The following is a 15,520-nucleotide window of genomic DNA, read 5'->3' as shown; positions in this document are numbered from 1 at the left end:
GGGAGCTGCTTCCGGTGCGAACGGCTTGATGTCGAGGTCACCGACATCGGCTCCATCGCCGTGGGTGACGTCGAGGTCGAGATCCACGCGTGCAGGAAGTGTGTTTTCCGCCTGGAGCAGCTGCACTGGGTACTCATCGGGCGGCAGTCTCGGCCGCTTGGCCGATAACCCTTCTATCGGTCAACTAACGTGCACAGAAGAGGGTTTCGGCGCCGGTAACCTCAGGCGGGCGAGGCGCTGAGCGCCCGTCATATGGCTTGCCTGAAAGCTGAAAGGGAATCGATGGCCCAGGATCAGGAAAACACCGTGGAGCGCACGCTCGTCCTCCTCAAGCCCGACGCTCTGGTCCGCGGATTCGGCGGGAAGATCATCACCCGCTTCGAGGACGCGGCCCTGAAGATCGTCGGCGTCAAGATGAAGCAGATGGACGCCGAGTTCACCCGTCGCCACTACTTCGACCTGGAGGAGCGGCTCGGCCCGGAGGTCTACAACCTCACCTCGACCTTCATGCAGCAGGGCCCGGTCATCGCGCTCGTCCTGGAGGGCTTCGACGCCGTCGCGACGGTCCGGAAGATCGTCGGCAGCACGTACCCGAACGACGCCCCCGCCGGCACGATCCGAGGCGACTTCTCGCACTACAGCCGCGGCGCCAGCGCCGCCTCCGGGAAGGCCGTGGCGAACCTCGTGCACGCCTCGGGCAACAAGGAGGAGGCCGACATGGAGGTCGACCTCTGGTTCGACAAGGACGAGCTCCACGACTACCGCACGCTCGCGGAGATCTTCACGTACTGAGCCCGGACGGATGTCACCTATCGGCTGTCGACGCGTTGAACACCACCAGGCACCACCGTAGGAGAGAAGACATCATGACCAATCCGACCCGCGTCGCCTCCGTACCCGAGCTGGAGAACGTCTTTCAGCAGGAGCTGGCCACCGACCTCTGGGCCGCGGCGGAGACCGCCTTCGCCCTCGCCACCCGCAGCCGTGACCTCGGCGACTGGAACAAGTCCCGGGAGTGGGCCAAGCAGTGCCTGACCCTGCTGGCCGGCTTCCCGGACGACACCGAGGCCGCCGTCGCCACCAAGCGGGTGTCCGTCGGCGGTGTCCCGCTGCCGAACTACCTGCACGAGGGCGTCCTGCGCGACCGCTTCGGCGACATCGACTGACGTACCACTCGGCGGCGGTGCGGCACGCGACCGCGGACCGCACCGCCCCCGCCGTTCGCTGATCAACCACACATCGCATCCAACCGAGCCACCCCCATGCGTGGCCTGGCTCGGGCGGATCAGCCATGCCCGATTCCGGAAAGGAGCCCCTGTGGCCATCGAGATCGAGATGCGCGCACGGTTCGACAAGGACGCCTACGACCAGCTCATCGACCGCCTGACAGCGGAGGCCGAGGACCTCGGCTGCGACGACAAGAGCATTTTCTTCTACGTGCTCCCGGACCAGCTGCTGAAGGTCACCGACAACGTGGCCGCCGGCTCAGCGAAGGTCACGCTCAAGGCCAGCAAGATTGGCCAGGGCGCCGCCTTTCCCGAAACGGAGATCGCAATCGGCCGCGAGGACGTGTCGGCCGCCGTGCGGATCTTCAACGCCCTCGGCTTCGAGGGCACCATGCACCAGGCGTTCAATCAGCGGCACAACTTCCGCTTCCGCGGGGTCGAGGTCGCCGTGAAGTGGAGCGAGGCCTGGGGCCACCACGCCGAGTTCGAGGTGCTTCTGGACGAGGCCGCCGGGGCCACGGCGCAGGAGGAGGCCGCCGCCCGCATCCGCAACGTCGCCGACGAGCTCGGCGTCCGCCTGATGACGGAGCAGGAGTTGGCCGACTTCACGGCCGCCTTCGAGGCCGCCGAGCAGGAGCGCAAGGAGAGGGACGCAGCCGCCGTCGCTGCGCCCGCCAGCTAGGCATCCGCTGTCGTAGACCACCACGAGGAGGTGGGTCCGATGAGCACGACCTCGCCGGCCGACAGTCTGGTCGAGCTGGCTGCGCGCAAGCATCTCCCGCACCATCAGTACACCGATCCCGCCACCGTTCGCTGGATCACCGTCAACCGGCCGGACTTCCCCGACGGCCCGCCTCCTCCCACCCTCCGGCCGAGCTCACAGGAGCTCGTGACCCGGGCGGCCATCCCCCGCGACTGGCTCGCCGAGCCCAAGTGCCATGACTCCCTCCACGGAGTCCGGCACGCCATGCGCACCGCCGCCATGGCCGCGCTCCTGGCCGAGGCCACGGGACTCAGCGACAACGACTCCGCCACCCTCGTCCTGGCCGCGGCGCTCCACGACTGCCGCCGCCTCCACGACAAGGACGACCGCGGTCACGGCGCCCGGGCCGCCATCTGGCTCACGGACAATGCCGACACCGTCTGGAGCCACTTCGGGCTCACGGCGACACCCAGCCGGATTGCCGCCGCCGGCACGGCCGTCCGACTCCACGACCTGCCGTACGAGCACTTCGCCCCGGACGACCACACCGACCACAGCCGCGCCGAGACGATCAGCGACCTGTTGAAGGCCGCCGACGCCCTCGACCGCTACCGGCTGCCCAAGCTCAGCTGGTGGCCCGACCCCGCCCGCGTTCGTACCGATCTTTTCACCGGGTTACGCGCCACCGCCTTCGAGCTCGTCACCCGCTCCGAGGCCGCGTGGCTGGCCGGGGCGAGCGGCGCGGACGCCGTCCTCGCTGGGCTGGCACAGCTGGGGCTGATCACCTGATGGACTTCCTCGACGCCTACGAGCAGTGGGCCGACGCGCACTCGTTCTTCGACACCGCCCTCGTCCCCAGTCCCACCGACAGCCAGGACCCTCTCGCGGGCCAATCCGCTGCGTGGGAGGACCGCCTGGCTGACACCCCCAACGGTCGGCTACTCCGGGACAACGCCCTCTTCCGTGCGCTGAGCGGGGACGGCAAGCTCCACCTCCTCCACGTCACGCACGCCCTGGAGCAGATCAGCGAACACGGCACGCTCTACCCCTCTGGCGGCTGCCTGGTCGGCAGCGTCTACTGCGCGCCCCTCACCGCGACCGAGCGCGGCTTCCGCATGCACAACCTCGGCGAGTACATCCTCACCAAGGAAGCCCCAGCCTTCGCCGCCAAGGCCATGTCCCCCAAGCGAACGCCCACACCGCTGATCTTCGAGGTAACTCTCCCACCGCAGGCGTACCGAGGTCTGGCCGGCGTGGACTACCTCCGCCTCGGCTCGATCCACCTCCAGATCTACAGCCGCCTGGAGTACCTGCTCTCGAAGACCGAGCGTCACCAACTGCGCGAGACCATCGTCAGCCGGATCAAGAACTCCACCGCCTTTCTCGCCCTGGCAGCTGCCGTCGCCTACCAGGGCGCGGCCGTCCAGCCCGACAGGTTCCTGCGGCTGCTGGACGAGACGATCCCCCGCCTGCCGATCCTCGGCTACGTGTACTTCGAGGCCCTGGCCGAGTACCTGATGCTGCACTCCACCGCCCCCGATACGCGCGGGCGGGCGGAGTACGGCGAGTTCGACAACTGGCTCTACAAGGAGATGCTGTTCGCTTCCTTCCCGGACATGGCAGGCAAGTTCGACCTGGCCAAGTTCCGACCCTCGCCCACCGGCCTGGCCGCGCTCCTCGCCCGGATCGACCCGAGCCTCAACGCCCGCCACGCCCACAGCTACCTGACCGAGCGGATCAGCCATCTCGTCGCAGCTCGCCTCTTCACGCCCGGACAGGTGCCCGAAGCCTGGCACCGCACTCGCTGGGAGTTCGACAGCCTCTCCACCCAGCTCGGGCCGCTCCTCGGGCACCTCATCCACCGAGAGCTGCGCACGTTCGGCCGGTACCCGGACTTCTACTTCTACTTCGACCAGCACAAGGCGCTCCAGGCGTGGAACTACTGGAACCACATGGACATCATCACGCCCTTCAACGGGACCATCCCCAAGGGCGAGATCGGCATCAACCCCGCGTACCCGGACTTGGAATACCGGGTCTGGCGAGCTGAGCAGGACGAAACTGGCCGCCTTCACCCCGCCGAGGAGCTCGACCTGACCATCGCCCCGCGCCTGGTCGACATCAAGTACACGCTCATGCGCAACAACCAGTGGACCGCACCGGCGCCTGCCACCGCCTGATGTGAGAGGACACCGCTCCGATGAACGCCCACCGCACAAATGGCACCTCCATCGACCACCTGGGCGAGCAGATCACCGCCCTCCTGACTGACCCCGCGACCACGCACGGCCTGGGCCGGACCCTCCGCGCCGCGGCCAGGGAGATCGAACTCAGTCGGTACCACCGGGCCAGCCAGCAGGCGTTCCCGAGCGGCCGGATCGACGCGGCCCCGAAGAGCGTCCAGGTCGGCGGCGGCGCCCATCGCGTCGACGGCTTCTTCAACATCGACGCCGTCCCGCCGGCCGACCTGCTGTGGGACGTCCGCGAAGGACTGCCGCTCCAGGACAACACGGTGGAGGTGCTGTTCTCCGAGCACTTCCTCGAGCACATCGACTACCCGATGTCGGCCAAGCACTACGCCCGCGAAGCCCACCGGGTCCTCACCCCCGGCGGCCAGCTCATCACCGGCGTCCCGGACGCGGCCTTCGTCCTCAGCCAGTACCCCACCGGACCTGAGCAGGCCGAGGAGATGGTCGACCGCTGGTACGCCAAGCGGAACTGCCGCCAGGACATCAATACCTACCTCGACCTGATCAACTACGTCTTCCGCGACCAGGACGACGATCCCACGTACACCCCGCACCTCTGGGCGTACGACTTGGACAAGCTCCGCCAGTTGTTCGCGGAGGCGGGCTTTAAGGCCGTGGAGCCGTGGTCGTTCGATCCCGCACTGGCCAACCCGAAGCGCGAATGGGCCAGCATCTACGTCGTCGCGACCAGGTGACTTGCGCATCGACCAGTCCAGGCCACCTGGTAACTGTCGGGATGGAGACGAGCAGAAGAGAAGACGTTCAAGGGCCCCAGTGTGGGCGCTACGCGGCGCAAGCTTCGTGGCGCGCGTGGAGCGCGGCCCGGTAGGGAGCGAGGGGGCGGCCTAGCCGCCACTCGCGCCGCGACTTCCGCAATCGATTGCCGGTCAGCTGGCGCTGCTCGACCGGCCGGGTGCGGCCAGCGGCAACGGCCCGGCGGATGGCTCGAATCTCGGCCATGTAGGCGACCGTGTCGTCAGAGTCTGCCTTCCGGACGGGGTCAAATGTGCCGCTGGAGAAGCTCGGCGCGGCGAGGGGGCCGGGCGCTCAGGATGTCGGTCGGTTCCACCGATCGGTACCGCGCGGTGCGGTCGCCCCCCTGCCCTGCTGCTCATAGAGGCGGTCCACGGCGCGAAGGCCCGGCCGCGCAGCCCCACCCCACACCGGACCTGAGAGCGGCCCCCCGTCATTGCTGGCGGCCCCGCCGGGGCCGTTTCCAGTACGGGCCGTTTCCCCTGCTGGCTGCACGTATGCCAGAAGCATTCAGCGAACTCCAGGCCGTGGTCACCCGCACGCCCGGCACAGACCAAGACGACACCTACACATATGCGACAAATCAGACACGCACGTGTCCCCGCAGCGTCCCCGCAGCTCCTTTGGAGCGCGAAAAGCGGCCCCGGAGGGCCGCCAGGATCACCGTAGTGACTCACGCCGCCAGCAAAGTTGCTGGTCAGATCGTTTCTGCACACCTGGTGTGCGGTGGGGCGGGTGGGACTCGAACCCACGGCCGACGGATTATGAGTCCGCTGCTCTAACCGGCTGAGCTACCGCCCCTTCACGGCGTGGCGCGTACATGTGTGCGCGCTGTCTGCCGCAGCATAGCCGCTCATACGATCTCCTGCCTCGGATGCCTCGCATGATCGGCTTCGCCTGTTCAGAGAGACCGCGCTGAGGGCTGCCCGGTTCCCTGAGGGGCAAAAAAGAAGAGGACCCGTGTGGGCCCTCTTCTCCTTGCTCCCCCGGCTGGACTCGAACCAGCAACCCTCCGGTTAACAGCCGAATGCTCTGCCAATTGAGCTACAGGGGACCGAGCTCCCCCGACTGGACTCGAACCAGTAACCTGCCGGTTAACAGCCGGCTGCTCTGCCAATTGAGCTACAGGGGATTGCTGCGGTGCATCGAACAGCCCACCTCCGGCCTTGCCGGGGGGCGAGCGCCCGTTGCGAGTCATAGATTAGCGCAAGCAGGGGGGTGCTCCGCCAATCGGTATCGACAGCAGGCCGGGCACCACACGACGAAGGGTGGCAGGCATGCGGTACAAGGTCACGTTCGTGGTCGGACTGGCCCTCGGGTACGTGCTCGGAACCCGGGCCGGGCGCGAGCGCTATGAGTCCATGAAGAAGTCAGCGCGGGAGATCGCGCAGAACCCCGCGGTGCGCAACGCCGCCGAGACCGCCGGGCACACCGGGCGCGCGTACGCGGGCAAGGCCTTCGCGGCGGTGAGCGAGAAGGTCGGCGACGCCGTACCGGCCTCCCTGGCGGGGCGCGTACGGGGACTGCGCGACCGGGCCGGCGGCGGCGAGGACGACTGGGGCACCAGCAACACCTGAGACATCCGAGGTTCCCGGGACCCATGGGGTTCCGGGGACTCCGGAGCGGAGGAGTCCGGCCCGGCGTGCGGCAGAATTCTCCGCATGGGGATAGTCGCCGGGCTGGACAGCTCTTCCGCCTTCACTCGCATAGTCGTCTGCGACACCGAAACGGGTGCCGTGCTGCGCCAGGGGTACGCACCCCATCCACAGCCCACCGGGGAACCCGAAGGCGCGCATCCCCACGAGACCGATCCGCAGGCCTGGCTGCTCTCGCTCGGCGAAGCCGCCGGCGGCGGGCTCCTCGAAGGGGTCCAGGCGATCGGGGTCTCCGCCCAGCAGCACGGGCTGCTGCCGCTGGACGCGCAGGGCGGACTGGTCCGCCCTGCCCTGGTCGGCAACGACAAGCGCGGCCAGGTCGCCGCCGCCGACCTCGTCGACAGTCTCGGCGGCCGGCAGGCGTGGGCCGAGGCGGTGGGCTCGGTCCCGCACGCCGCGCAGCCCCTGGCGAAGCTGGCCTGGCTGGCCCGCACCGAACCCGAGGCCGCCCGCCGGGTGGCCGTGGTGATGTCCCCGCACGACTGGCTCGTCTGGCAGCTGCTGGGCAGGCCGGTCCGGCGGACCACCGACCGCGGCGGCGCCTCCGGCACCGGGTACTGGTCGGCGGCCACCGGTTCCTGGCGTCCCGACCTGGTCGAGCTGGCGCTCGGGCACCAGGCGCTGCTGCCCGAGGTGCTCGGTCCGGCCGACGCCGCCGGGACCACGCCCGAGGGGCTGCTCATATCGGCCGGCACCGGCGAGACGATGGCCGCCGCGCTCGGGCTGGGGCTCGGCCCCGGCGACGCGGTGGTCTCGCTGGGCGCCTCCGGCTCGGTGATGGCGGTGCACCACGAGGCGCTGTCGGAGCCGGGCGGTCTGATCACCTCGCTGGCCGACGCCAGCGGCATGCACCTGCCGGTGGTGAACACCTCCAACGCCGTACGGGCACTGCGCGGCACCGCCGAACTGCTGGGCACGGACCTGGAGGGGCTGTCCGAGCTCGCCCTGAAGTCGACGCCGGGCGCGCACGGCCTCGTACTCCTGCCGTACCTGGAGGGTGAGCGGACGCCGAACCTGCCGCACACCGCCGGGACCCTGTCCGGGCTGCGCAGGGACTCGATGAAGCCGGAGCACCTGGCCCGGGCCGCTTTCGAGGGCATGCTGTGCGGGCTGGTGGACGCGCTCGACGTGCTGCGCATGCGCGGGGTCGAGATTCGCCGGGTGTTCCTGCTGGGCGCGGCGGCCGAGCTGCCCGCCGTACAGGCCGCGGCCCCCGGCCTGTTCGGGACGCAGGTCGTCGTACCGGCGCCGGCCGACTACGCGGCGCTGGGCGCGGCGCGCCAGGCGGCGTGGGCGCTGGGTGTGGCGCAGGGCACGCTGGCCCCGCACACTCCGCCGGTGTGGCCGGCCCCGGCGGCGCAGGTCTTCGAGCCGGGTGAGGAGTTCCCGGTCTGGCAGGCGGTGCGCCAGCAGTACCTCGCGACGAGGGAGCAGATCCACCCCGGCGCGTTCTAGGACTCCGCGGACGGCGGCTGGGTCCCGGATCGCAGGGCGGCGGCTGGGTCCCGGATCGCAGGGCGGCGGCTGGGTCCCGGATCGCAGGGCGGCGGCTGGGTCCCGGGTCGCAGGGCGGCGTGCTGGGTCCCGGGTCGTAGGGCGGCCTACTCCTTTTGACCGGCCTTTGCGAAAAGCGGTGGGGATCGGGCGGCCGGTTGGCCGAAGATGGGGTGAACCCCCTCGATCTTGCCGACCGGAGCCTGCGCGTGCTCATACGACTTCTGCGGACCCATCTGGGTCCGTACCGGAAACCCATCGCCCTGCTGGTCCTGTTGCAGTTGCTGCAGACCAGCGCGAGCCTCTACCTGCCCACCCTCAACGCCGACATCATCGACAACGGTGTCGTCAACGGCGACACCGGCTACATCCTGCGCTTCGGGGCGCTGATGCTCGGTGTCTCGCTCGTCCAGCTCGTCTGCAACGCCGGGGCCGTGTACTACGGCGCCCGTACGTCGGCCGCCTTCGGGCGGGACGTGCGCGCCGCCGTCTTCGACCGGGTGCAGAGCTTCTCCGCGCGGGAGCTCGGCCAGTTCGGCGCGCCCTCCCTGATCACCCGTTCGACGAACGACGTCCAGCAGATCCAGATGCTGGTCCTGATGACCTTCACCCTGATGGTCTCGGCGCCGATCATGTGCGTCGGCGGGATCGTCATGGCGCTGTCGCTCGACGTGAAGCTGTCGGGCGTCCTGCTCGCCGTCGTTCCCGTGCTCGGTCTGTCGGTCGGCGCCATCGTCCTCAAGACGCGGCCGCTGTTCCGCCTGATGCAGGCACGCCTGGACACCGTGAACCGGGTGCTGCGCGAGCAGATCACCGGCAACCGGGTGATCCGCGCGTTCGTCCGCGACACGTACGAGAAGGATCGCTTCCGGGAGGCCAACGAGGACCTCACCGGGGTGTCGCTGGCCGCCGGCAAGCTCCTCGCCCTGATGTTCCCCACGGTCATCGTGGTCGTGAACATCTCCAGCGTCGCCGTCATCTGGTTCGGCGCGATGCGCGTGGACAGCGGTGGCATGGAGATCGGCCAGCTGACGGCCTTTCTCGCCTACCTGCTGCAGATCGTCATGGCCGTGATGATGGCCACCTTCATGTTCATGATGGTGCCCCGGGCCGAGGTCTGCGCCGAGCGCGTCCAGGAGGTCCTGGACACCCGTTCCAGCGTGGTCCCGCCCACCGACCCGGTGCGCGAGCTCGCCCGGCGCGGGCAGCTCGAACTGCGCGGCGCCGACTTCCGCTACCCCGGCGCCGAGGCCCCGGTGCTCCGCGGGGTGGACCTGGTGGCCCGCCCCGGCGAGACCACCGCGGTCATCGGCTCCACCGGAAGCGGCAAGTCCACACTGCTGGGACTGGTCCCGCGGCTGTTCGACGCGACCGGCGGCGAGGTGCTGGTCGACGGCGAGGACGTACGCGGGATCGAACCGGAACTGCTCGCCAGGACGGTCGGCATGGTCCCGCAGAAGCCGTACCTCTTCTCCGGAACCGTCGCCTCCAACCTGCGCTACGGGCGCCCCGACGCGAGCGACGAAGAGCTGTGGCGGGCCCTGGAGGTGGCCCAGGCCAAGGACTTCGTGTCCGAGCTGGACGGCGGCCTGGAGGCCCCCGTCACCCAGGGCGGAACCAATGTCTCCGGCGGCCAGCGCCAGCGTCTGGCCATCGCCCGCACCCTGGTGCAGCGCCCTGAGATCTATCTCTTCGACGACTCCTTCTCGGCCCTGGACTACGCGACGGACGCGGCGCTGCGCGCGGCGCTCGCCCGCGAGACCGAGGACGCGACCGTGGTGATCGTCGCCCAGCGGGTCTCCACGATCCGCGACGCCGACCGGATCATCGTCCTGGACGAGGGCCAGGTGGTGGGCGAGGGGCGCCACCACGAGCTGATGGCCGGCAACGAGACCTACCGGGAGATCGTGCTCTCCCAGCTGACGGAGGCGGAGGCCGCATGAGCGGGCCCGGAGGACGGATGATGGCGGGGCCGGCCCAGCGGTCCATGGATTTCAAGGGTTCGGGAAAGCGCCTGCTGCGGCAGCTCGCTCAGGACCGGGCCAAGCTGTGGGGCATGGTCGCGGCCGTCGTCGGCAGCGTCGCCTGCGCGGTCGTCGGCCCGAAGATCCTCGGGCAGGCCACCGACCTGGTCTTCGCGGGGATCGTCGGCCGGCAGATGCCGGCCGGGCTCACCAAACAGCAGGCGCTGGACGGGCTGCGCGACAGGGGCCAGGGCGGCATGGCGGACATGCTGTCCGGCACCGACTTCACCCCCGGCAAGGGCATCGACTTCGGCGCCGTCGGGGTCGTGGCCGTCTGGGCGCTGGTGGTCTTCGTCCTCGCCGGCCTGCTGATGCTGGTCGCCACGAGGCTGTCGAACCACGTGATGAACGGCACCGTCTACCGGATGCGCGAGGAGCTCCAGGCGAAGCTGTCGCGGCTGCCGCTGTCGTACTTCGACCAGCAGAAGCGCGGTGAGGTGCTCAGCCGGGCCACCAACGACATCGACAACATCGGCCAGACGCTGCAGCAGACGATGGGCCAGCTGCTGAATTCGCTGCTGACCATCGTCGGTGTGCTCACCATGATGTTCTGGATCTCGCCGCTGCTGGCGCTGGTCGCGCTGGTGACCGTACCGGTGTCGGTCTTCGTCGCGGCGAAGATCGGCAAGAAGTCGCAGCCGCAGTTCGTGGCGCAATGGAAGTCGACCGGCGCGCTCAACGCCCACATCGAGGAGATGTACTCGGGCCACACGCTGGTGAAGGTCTTCGGACGGCAGAAGGAGTCCGCGGCCGTCTTCGCCGAGCAGAACGAGGCGCTGTACCGCGCCTCCTTCAAGGCGCAGCTGGTCAGCGGCATCATGCAGCCGGTGATGCTGTTCATCTCGAACATCAACTACGTGCTGATAGCGGTCGTCGGCGGGCTCCGGGTCGCCTCGGGCACCCTGTCGATCGGTGATGTGCAGGCCTTCATCCAGTACTCGCGCCAGTTCTCGATGCCGCTGACGCAGGTCGCCTCGATGGCGAACCTCGTGCAGTCCGGTGTCGCCTCCGCGGAGCGGGTCTACGAGCTGCTCGACGCGGAGGAGCAGGAGCCCGAGGTCGAGGTTCCGGAGCGCCCGGAGGAGCTGCGCGGCCGGGTCACGCTCGACAAGGTGGCCTTCCGCTACGAGCGGGACAAGCCGCTGATCGAGAACCTCTCGCTGTCGGTCGAGCCGGGCCAGACGGTCGCGATCGTCGGCCCGACGGGCGCCGGCAAGACGACGCTCGTCAACCTGCTGATGCGGTTCTACGAGGTAACGGGCGGTGAGATCGCCCTGGACGGCGTGGACATCGCGAAGATGACGCGCGAGGAGCTGCGCGGCGGCATCGGCATGGTGCTGCAGGACACCTGGCTGTTCGGCGGCACCATCGCGGAGAACATCGCCTACGGTGCCTCGCGCGAGGTCACGCGTGCCGAGATCGAGGAGGCGGCGCGGGCGGCCCACGCGGACCGCTTCATCCGTACCCTGCCGGACGGTTACGACACCGTGCTGGACGACGAGGGCGCGGGCGTCAGCGCCGGCGAGAAGCAGCTGATCACCATCGCCCGGGCGTTCCTGTCGGACCCGGTGATCCTGGTGCTCGACGAGGCGACGAGCTCGGTCGACACCCGTACCGAGGTGCTGATCCAGAAGGCGATGGCGCGCCTGGCGCACGGCCGTACGTCCTTCGTGATCGCGCACCGGCTGTCCACGATCCGCGACGCGGACGTGATCCTGGTGATGGAGAGCGGCTCGATCGTGGAGCAGGGCACGCACGAGGAGCTGCTGGCGTCGGACGGTGCGTACGCGCGGCTGTACGCGGCGCAGTTCGCGCAGGCGGTCGTCGAGGTCGACTAGGACCGACGGTGGGCCGGATCGGGGGCGCTCTGCGGGGCGCCCCCTTTCCGTGGTCCGCCCCGGTCCTTCCTGCTCAGTCCAGGTAGCCGCGGAGCTGGTCGGCGAAGGCGTGGTCGCGCAGCTTGTTGAGGGTCTTGGATTCGATCTGGCGGATCCGCTCGCGCGTGACGCCGAAGATCCGGCCGATTTCCTCCAGGGTGCGCGGGCGCCCGTCTGCGAGCCCGTAGCGCAGCTGGACGACCTTCCGCTCGCGCTCGCCGAGGGTCGACAGCACGGCTTCCAGGTGCTCTCGCAGCAGGAAGAACGCGGCGGACTCCACGGGTGAGGCGGCGTCGCCGTCCTCGATCAGGTCGCCGAGCGCGACGTCGTCCTCCTCGCCCACCGGGGCGTGCAGGGAGACCGGCTCCTGGGCGAGACGGAGCACTTCCAGGACCCGCTCGGGAGTCAATTCCAGGTGGGCGGCGACCTCTTCGGCGGTTGGCTCGTACCCGCGCTCCTGGAGCATGCGGCGCTGTACGCGCACGACGCGGTTGATCAGCTCCACGACGTGGACGGGGACGCGGATGGTCCGGGCCTGGTCGGCGAGGGCCCGGGACATCGCCTGCCGGATCCACCACGTGGCATAGGTGGAGAACTTGTACCCGCGGGCGTAGTCGAACTTCTCAACGGCCCGGATGAGTCCGAGGTTCCCCTCCTGCACGAGGTCGAGCATGGTGAGCCCGCGGCCCACGTACCGCTTCGCGACGGAGACGACGAGCCGCAGGTTCGACTCGATGAGCCGCCGTTTGGCCATGCGCCCCATGACGACGAGTTTGTCGAGGTCCAGGGCGAGCTGGGAATCGAGGTCGGGGGTGCTGCCGAGTTTCTCCTCGGCGAACAGTCCGGCTTCGACACGCCGCGCGAGGTCCACCTCCTCGGCGGCGGTGAGCAGCGGGATCCTGCCTATCTCGCGCAGGTACTGCCGGAAGAGATCGGCCGAGGGGCCCGCCGCGGCGTCCGCCGCGGCCCGTTTGCGCTGTGCGGGCACCGGCTCGATCAGCTCAAGTACCTCGGGCTCTTCGGGCTCTTCGTCCACGGCTTCGGCCTCTGCGGGTTCCGAGGACTCGCTCACGTTCACGGTCACGGTCAGGATCCGGGTCTGCACGGGGGCGACCTCCAGGGCTCCGAGGACGGGGGCACCGCATTCAGTGTGGGGTACGACACACCGCTGCCACGAGGGGCGTGCGAACACTTTCTGCGTCCGGTGCGTGACCGGATGGTTACCCCCCGGCGGGAAGGCCGAAGCGGATCGGACTCATGTCCGATCCGCTCTTGCCGGCCATCCAGAAGAAGGCCCTGGGAAGAAGCCGGAAGAAGCCGGGAGAAGAACTGCCGTCGTCCCTTGTCCTCAGGGTGGTGCCGCGGTAACCCGTCGCTTCGGCTCCCCCGGGGCGCGTCAAAGCTGCGGGCGAGAATCCGGCGGGACGTGGTTCTCGGGGCCGGCCGCTCGGGGGGCCGGTTCGACGCGGACCGCGCAGACCTTGAACTCCGGCATCCGGGAGACCGGGTCGAGTGCCGGGTTGGTGAGGGTGTTGGCGCGGCCCTCGCCCGGCCAGTGGAACGGCATGAAGACGGTGTCCGCGCGGATGGCGTCGGTGATGCGGGCCGGGGCCACCGCGCGGCCGCGGCGGGAGACCACCGCCAGGGGGCTGCCGTCGACGGCGCCGAGGCGGGCGGCGAGGCGGGGGTGGAGTTCCACGAAGGGGCCGGGGGCGGCCTCGTTGAGCTCCGCGACGCGGCGGGTCTGGGCGCCGGACTGGTACTGGGCGACCACCCGGCCGGTGGTGAGCAGCAGCGGGTAGTCGGCATCGGGGACCTCGGCGGCGTCCCGGTGGCTGACGGGGACGAAGCGGGCCCGGCCGTCCTCGGTGGCGAAGCGTTCCAGGAAGAGGCGCGGCGTGCCCGGGCTTTCCTCCGGGCAGGGCCAGAAGACGCCCTGTTCGGCTTCGATGCGGGCATAGGTGATGCCCGAGTAGTCCGCCGGGCCTCCGGCTGAGGCGCGGCGCAGTTCGTCGAAGACCTCCTCGGGGGCGGTGGGGAAGCCCTTCTCGACGCCGAGGCGGCCGGCGAGGCCGTGCAGGACCTCCAGGTCGGTGCGGACGCCCGGCGGCGGGGTCAGGGCCCGGCGGCGGAGCAGGACGCGGCCCTCCAGGTTGGTGGTGGTGCCGGTCTCCTCCGCCCACTGGGTGACCGGCAGGACCACGTCCGCGAGGGCGGCGGTCTCGGAGAGGACCACGTCGGCCACGGCGAGGAAGTCCAGGGAGCGGATGCGGTCCTCGATGCGGGAGGCGTGCGGGGCCGACACCACCGGGTTGGAGCCCATCAGGAGCAGGGCCCGGACGTCCGTGCCGAGGGCGTCGAGCAGTTCGTACGCGCTGCGGCCCGGGCCGGGGAGGTCGGCGGGGTCGACGCCCCAGACCTCCGCCACGTGTGCCCTCGCCGCGGGGTCGGTCAGCTTCCGGTAGCCGGGGAGCTGGTCGGCCTTCTGGCCGTGCTCGCGGCCGCCCTGGCCGTTGCCCTGGCCGGTGAGGCAGCCGTAGCCGGAGAGGGGGCGGCCGGCCCGGCCGGTGGCCAGGCACAGGTTGATCCAGGCGCCGACGGTGTCGGTGCCCTTGGACTGCTGCTCGGGGCCGCGGGCGGTGAGGACCATCGCGGAGGAGGGCGCGCAGAACATGGCCACGGCCTCACGGAGCTTGGGCACGGGGACGCCGGTGATGCGTTCCACGAGTTCGGGCCAGTGGGCCATGGCGGCGGCCCGGGCCTCCTCCCAGCCGGTGGTGCGGCCGGTGATGAACTCCTCGTCGGTGCGCCCTTCCGCCACCACGAGGTGCAGCATGCCGAGGGCGAGTGCGAGGTCGGTGCCGGGGCGCGGGGCCAGGTGCAGGTCGGCCTGTTCGGCGGTGCGGGTGCGGCGGGGGTCGATGACGATCAACGTGCCGCCGTTGGCCTTGAGTTCGGTGAGGTAGCGCAGGGCGGGGGGCATGGTCTCGGCCAGGTTCGAGCCGACGAGGATCACGCAGCCGGTGCGGGGGATGTCCTCCAGCGGGAAGGGCAGGCCCCGGTCGAGCCCGAAGGCCCGCTGGTGCGCGGCGGCGGCCGAGGACATGCAGAAGCGGCCGTTGTAGTCGATCTGCGAGGTGCGCAGGGCGACGCGGGCGAACTTTCCGAGGGCGTACGCCTTCTCGTTGGTGAGCCCGCCGCCGCCGAAGACGCCGACCGCGTCCGGGCCGTACGCGCGGCCCGTGCGGGCGAGGCCCTCGGCGACGGCGTCGAGGGCCTCCTCCCAGGTGGCCGGTTCGAGCCGCCCGGCGTGGGTGCGGACGAGCGGCCCGGTCAGGCGCACCCGGGAGGAGAGCACGGCGGGGGCGGTGCGGCCCTTGCCGCACAGCGCGCCCCGGTTGACGGGGAAGTCCGGCCGCTCTTCCACCGTCACGCCCGCGTCTGCCGCGCCGCCCGGTGCGGGGCGGAGGTTCATTCCGCACTGCAGCGCGCAGTAGGGGCAGTGCGTGGCGGTGACGGCGTCCGAGGTGTGCATGCAC

General features: G+C 70.2%; 12 protein-coding genes and 3 tRNA genes. 10 read left to right on the top strand and 5 right to left on the bottom strand.

Annotation, left to right across the window (positions count from 1 at the left end; translation table 11 throughout):
* The first annotated feature begins 282 nt into the window (after window positions 1–282).
* The 6 genes from AB0D48_RS17495 to AB0D48_RS17470 all read left to right on the top strand — a co-directional run bounded on the left by AB0D48_RS17495 (window position 283) and on the right by AB0D48_RS17470 (window position 4,873).
* The gene (locus tag AB0D48_RS17495; RefSeq protein ID WP_362396889.1) at window positions 283–792 is read left to right on the top strand and encodes a nucleoside-diphosphate kinase; all 510 of its coding nucleotides are present in this window, start codon (window positions 283–285) and stop codon (window positions 790–792) included.
* A gap of 74 nt (window positions 793–866) precedes the next feature.
* Entirely contained in the window at window positions 867–1,166 is a 300-nt protein-coding gene (locus AB0D48_RS17490; protein WP_362396886.1) for a hypothetical protein, read from the top strand.
* A gap of 151 nt (window positions 1,167–1,317) precedes the next feature.
* Window positions 1,318–1,908, top strand: a complete 591-nt coding sequence (locus tag AB0D48_RS17485; protein WP_362396883.1) for a hypothetical protein — start codon at window positions 1,318–1,320, stop codon at window positions 1,906–1,908.
* Between the two features lie 39 nt (window positions 1,909–1,947).
* Window positions 1,948–2,718 carry a hypothetical protein gene (locus AB0D48_RS17480; RefSeq protein WP_362396880.1) on the top strand — a complete coding sequence of 257 codons (771 nt, stop codon included), beginning with the start codon at window positions 1,948–1,950 and terminating at the stop codon, window positions 2,716–2,718.
* Window positions 2,718–4,109 (top strand): hypothetical protein, encoded by a 1,392-nt coding sequence (locus AB0D48_RS17475; RefSeq protein WP_362396877.1) that lies wholly within the window; start codon window positions 2,718–2,720, stop codon window positions 4,107–4,109. The genes AB0D48_RS17480 and AB0D48_RS17475 overlap by 1 nt, the downstream gene beginning before the upstream one ends.
* A gap of 20 nt (window positions 4,110–4,129) precedes the next feature.
* A complete protein-coding gene (locus tag AB0D48_RS17470; RefSeq protein WP_362396875.1) occupies window positions 4,130–4,873 on the top strand; it encodes a methyltransferase domain-containing protein in 744 nt (247 codons plus the stop codon).
* 785 nt (window positions 4,874–5,658) lie between these two features.
* On the opposite strand, the gene AB0D48_RS17465 is transcribed toward AB0D48_RS17470, so the two are convergent.
* From AB0D48_RS17465 to AB0D48_RS17455, 3 genes are all read right to left on the bottom strand, one after another.
* Window positions 5,659–5,732: transfer RNA gene (locus AB0D48_RS17465), tRNA-Ile, on the bottom strand.
* A 180-nt stretch (window positions 5,733–5,912) separates the two neighbouring features.
* Window positions 5,913–5,985: transfer RNA gene (locus tag AB0D48_RS17460), tRNA-Asn, on the bottom strand.
* 5 nt (window positions 5,986–5,990) lie between these two features.
* Window positions 5,991–6,063, bottom strand: a tRNA-Asn gene (locus tag AB0D48_RS17455).
* A gap of 145 nt (window positions 6,064–6,208) precedes the next feature.
* On the opposite strand from AB0D48_RS17455, the gene AB0D48_RS17450 reads away from it, so the two are divergent.
* From AB0D48_RS17450 to AB0D48_RS17435, 4 genes are all read left to right on the top strand, one after another.
* Window positions 6,209–6,508, top strand: a complete 300-nt coding sequence (locus tag AB0D48_RS17450) for a YtxH domain-containing protein (RefSeq protein WP_362396872.1) — start codon at window positions 6,209–6,211, stop codon at window positions 6,506–6,508.
* An 84-nt stretch (window positions 6,509–6,592) separates the two neighbouring features.
* Entirely contained in the window at window positions 6,593–8,041 is a 1,449-nt protein-coding gene (locus tag AB0D48_RS17445) for an FGGY family carbohydrate kinase (protein WP_362396869.1), read from the top strand.
* Between the two features lie 248 nt (window positions 8,042–8,289).
* Complete coding sequence (locus tag AB0D48_RS17440) at window positions 8,290–10,023, top strand: ABC transporter ATP-binding protein (RefSeq protein ID WP_362396866.1); 1,734 nt, start codon at window positions 8,290–8,292, stop codon at window positions 10,021–10,023.
* The gene (locus AB0D48_RS17435) at window positions 10,020–11,942 is read left to right on the top strand and encodes an ABC transporter ATP-binding protein (protein WP_362396863.1); all 1,923 of its coding nucleotides are present in this window, start codon (window positions 10,020–10,022) and stop codon (window positions 11,940–11,942) included. Before AB0D48_RS17440 ends, AB0D48_RS17435 begins: the two co-directional genes overlap by 4 nt.
* Window positions 11,943–12,015: 73 nt before the next feature.
* Here the strand turns inward: AB0D48_RS17435 and AB0D48_RS17430 are convergent, their stop codons facing one another.
* Together AB0D48_RS17430 and AB0D48_RS17425 are read right to left on the bottom strand one after the other, a co-directional pair.
* Window positions 12,016–13,101: an RNA polymerase sigma factor gene (locus AB0D48_RS17430; protein WP_362397003.1), complete on the bottom strand. Its 1,086-nt coding sequence runs from the start codon at window positions 13,099–13,101 to the stop codon at window positions 12,016–12,018.
* Window positions 13,102–13,377: 276 nt separating this feature from the next.
* Window positions 13,378–15,516 (bottom strand): molybdopterin oxidoreductase family protein, encoded by a 2,139-nt coding sequence (locus AB0D48_RS17425; RefSeq protein WP_362396860.1) that lies wholly within the window; start codon window positions 15,514–15,516, stop codon window positions 13,378–13,380.
* Window positions 15,517–15,520 lie beyond the last annotated feature (4 nt).

The sequence above is a fragment of the Streptomyces sp. NPDC048269 genome (genome assembly GCF_040652395.1).
Taxonomy (GTDB): Bacteria; Actinomycetota; Actinomycetes; order Streptomycetales; family Streptomycetaceae; genus Streptomyces.
Note: the sequence above shows the minus strand (reverse complement) of the source record. Positions and strands in the feature narration are given on the sequence as shown.

What these genes read in the sequence shown, in the direction of transcription:
- AB0D48_RS17495 (WP_362396889.1), top strand. Translation starts at nt 283, where the DNA reads ATGGCCCAGGATCAGGAAAACACCGTGGAGCGCACGCTCGTCCTCCTC.
- AB0D48_RS17490 (WP_362396886.1), top strand. Translation starts at nt 867, where the DNA reads ATGACCAATCCGACCCGCGTCGCCTCCGTACCCGAGCTGGAGAACGTC.
- AB0D48_RS17480 (WP_362396880.1), top strand. Translation starts at nt 1,948, where the DNA reads ATGAGCACGACCTCGCCGGCCGACAGTCTGGTCGAGCTGGCTGCGCGC.
- AB0D48_RS17475 (WP_362396877.1), top strand. Translation starts at nt 2,718, where the DNA reads ATGGACTTCCTCGACGCCTACGAGCAGTGGGCCGACGCGCACTCGTTC.
- AB0D48_RS17470 (WP_362396875.1), top strand. Translation starts at nt 4,130, where the DNA reads ATGAACGCCCACCGCACAAATGGCACCTCCATCGACCACCTGGGCGAG.
- AB0D48_RS17450 (WP_362396872.1), top strand. Translation starts at nt 6,209, where the DNA reads ATGCGGTACAAGGTCACGTTCGTGGTCGGACTGGCCCTCGGGTACGTG.
- AB0D48_RS17445 (WP_362396869.1), top strand. Translation starts at nt 6,593, where the DNA reads ATGGGGATAGTCGCCGGGCTGGACAGCTCTTCCGCCTTCACTCGCATA.
- AB0D48_RS17435 (WP_362396863.1), top strand. Translation starts at nt 10,020, where the DNA reads ATGAGCGGGCCCGGAGGACGGATGATGGCGGGGCCGGCCCAGCGGTCC.
- AB0D48_RS17425 (WP_362396860.1), bottom strand. Translation starts at nt 15,516, where the DNA reads ATGCACACCTCGGACGCCGTCACCGCCACGCACTGCCCCTACTGCGCG.